1 protein-coding gene is annotated in these 2,899 nt (G+C 54.8%); it reads left to right on the top strand.

The features are described 5' to 3' along the window. Positions 1 to 108 precede the first annotated feature (108 nt). Positions 109 to 2,793, top strand: a complete 2,685-nt coding sequence (locus BBW68_RS12965; RefSeq protein WP_070135683.1) for a DUF927 domain-containing protein — start codon at positions 109 to 111, stop codon at positions 2,791 to 2,793. The last annotated feature ends 106 nt before the right edge of the window (positions 2,794 to 2,899 follow it).

Below are 2,899 nucleotides of genomic sequence, written 5' to 3'. Positions count from 1 at the left end.
TATCTAGGATAGCCCCTAAAACTAACTAAAGCACTCGAACAGCTATCAGACGACGGTCGTTAAAAAATAGCGCCGTGTAATGCGGCGCTTAATATCTGGAATTTAATAATGAATATCGCAAACAATATCACTATTTCCGATTTAATCAAACAGGCTAATGGCGAATGGAGCAATATTCTTTTCCGTCTTAATGTGACCGTTCCTGAAAATGGCAAACATGGAGCTTGTCCACACTGTGGCGGTAAAGACCGGTTCCGTTTTGACGATAAAAACGGGCGCGGAACGTGGTTCTGTAATAACTGCGGCCATGGTGACGGTTTAGACCTGGTGAAAAAGGTGCTGGCCGTGGATACGATGGAGGCGGCAATCCGTATCCGGGAAGTGTATTCATTCGATGCCCGTTCATCGTCGAATAAGCCCATGCCAGCCAGGAAAGAAGCCCCCGAAAAGCCGCCTGAGTGGTGGGCTAACCAGTTCCGCAACACTGAACAGGGGGAAAGTGCTTATCTCAGCGCCAAAGGGCTTACAGGCTATGTATCTTCGCTGACTCGCCGGGTCACGAAAGCCGGGGGCATAGAATTCCCTGCTGGTTCATTGCTGCTTCCCATTACTGACGTTGACGGCCACACAACCGGCGCTCAGATTATCAGCCCGGACAAACAAAAAAGCCTGTTACCGGGGAGTAAAGCAGCCGGGCGTTTTGTTGCGGCCGGGAAGCCACAGGAAAGCGCACCCGAACGAATTGTTATCACCGAGGGGTACGCCACGGCATTAAGCGCTTCCCTGCTGACCGATGGCTGCTGCGTAGCGGCATTGTCCAAGACCAACATGAAGAATGTGGCCACCGCATTACGTCAGAAATGGCCGGACGCACAAATCATTCTGGCCGGAGATAATGACTTTGCTGACGGCAAGCCCAACGAGGGGCGCGAATGCGCCATTAAAGCGGCGCTGGCCGTTAAAGGCTGGGTGACTGTCCCTCCCGGACGTTTTAAGGCTGACTGGGACGATTATCGCCGTGAATTCGGCGTTCAGCGTGCGCGTGATGCGTTTGCGGAAGAAATGATGAACCCTGCGGATACCGAAACTCGCCTACCGCATGGATTCAGGCTGACAAAGGATTACCTCTGGTTTGACCGCCCGGCCTCTGATGGTGCGGATAACGGGCAGGTCAGGCAGGTTAAAATTTGTAGCCCTCTGCGCGTCAGCGCCATTACCTGCGATGCTGACGGCGGGAAGTTCGGGCGATTGCTGTCATGGGAGGATTCCAACGGAATGCGGCATGAATGGGCGATGCCTATGACCGTTCTCGCCGGAAGCGGTCAGGAGTTGCGTGAGGTGCTGCTCGATAACGGACTGCACTTTATCAGCGTTAACGGCTCCGCGCGTGGCTATCTGATGGAATACATTTCAACGTGTCGCCCTGTGCGCAAAGTTACCTGCGTGGATAAAACGGGCTGGCACGGTGGCGCTTACGTGCTACAGGATGAAGTTATCGGCAGTGATGCCGATGGTGTCATTCTCCAGTCATTCTCGTCGTCAAAAAACGACTTCCGTATCAGCGGCACCACGCAGGAATGGATACAGCACATCGGAACTTACTGTGCCGGCAATTCCCGCCTGGTATTTTGCGTCAGTCTGGCACTTGCCGCACCGCTTCTGAGTTTGATGGGCGTTGGTGGTGGGGGTTATCACCTCAAGGGCGAATCCACAGACGGCAAAACCACCACGATGAAGGTCGCCGCGTCGGTGTGTGGTGGCGCTGACTTCTGGAAGACATGGCGGGCAACGGGTAACGCGCTGGAAGGTATTGCCCTGCGCAGGAACGATGCCGCGCTGATGCTCGATGAAATCAGCGAGGTGGACGGGAAAGAGGCCAGTCGTATTGCCTATATGCTGGGTAACGGGCAGGGTAAAGCGCGTGGCCGTGTTGATGGCAGCGTGCGTGACCCGGCAACGTGGACGCTGCTTTACCTGTCGACCGGGGAAGTTTCCATCATGGAGCACGCCGCCGAAGCCGGGGAGAAACGCACCGGGGCGGGTGTGGGCGTCCGTATGGTGCAAATCCCCAGCGACACCGGGAAGCATGGGGCATTTGAAAATCTGCACGGGTTTGATGGTGGTAAGGAGTTTGCGGAATATCTGGAACAGTCCAGCCGTCAGTTTCATGGAGCTCCGTTCCGCGACTGGCTGCGCTGGATTTCGGGGAACCTTTCCGGTGTCACCGCACGGGCAAAGGCCATGAAGAAAGAGTATGAGCGCACCCTACTGCCCGCCGATTCCGGTAATCAGGTTGGCCGAATCGTTGACCGTTTCGCGTTGCTGGCCGTTGCCGGGGAACTAGCGACAGAAGCTGGAATCACTGGCTGGAAGCCCGGCGAGGCGTACAACGCCGCGCGAAACTGCCTTGATGCCTGGTTAAAGGATCGCGGCCATGCGGCCAATCAGGAAGAAGTTGACACACTTGAGAAAGTCCGGCGCTTCATCACGGCTAATCAGTACACGCGCTTCGCTGACTGGTGCGATGAAAAAAACCGTCCTGCTAATATGGTTGGCTTCCGGCGCGTCGACAGGGGCAACAACGGCACGGAGTCAAACACTATATTTTATATTTTACCGAGTGGGTGGAAGGAGATTTGCGGTACTTCCGATACGGCAAAAACTGCGCGGCTTTGTCATGACGCCGGATGGCTTGATACCGAGTCAGAAAACGGCAGGTTACAGAAAACCGTGAGGCTACCGGAGATTGGTGCCAAAAAGGTCTACGTATTCAGGAGTGAGGTGATTGGGTGAAGAAGGGGCGCATAGCGCCCCTTTTTTGTATCCTCAATTTGAGGAAAGGATGCCCGCCAGAGAAGAAGTACTCGCGCGTATCCTATTTTTTGGTGGTAACAGTGGT

The organism is Candidatus Erwinia dacicola, from assembly GCF_001756855.1.
In the GTDB taxonomy this organism is placed as follows: domain Bacteria; phylum Pseudomonadota; class Gammaproteobacteria; order Enterobacterales; family Enterobacteriaceae; genus Erwinia; species Erwinia dacicola.
The sequence above is the reverse complement of the archived record's forward strand: the minus strand, read 5'-3'. Positions and strand labels throughout refer to the sequence as shown.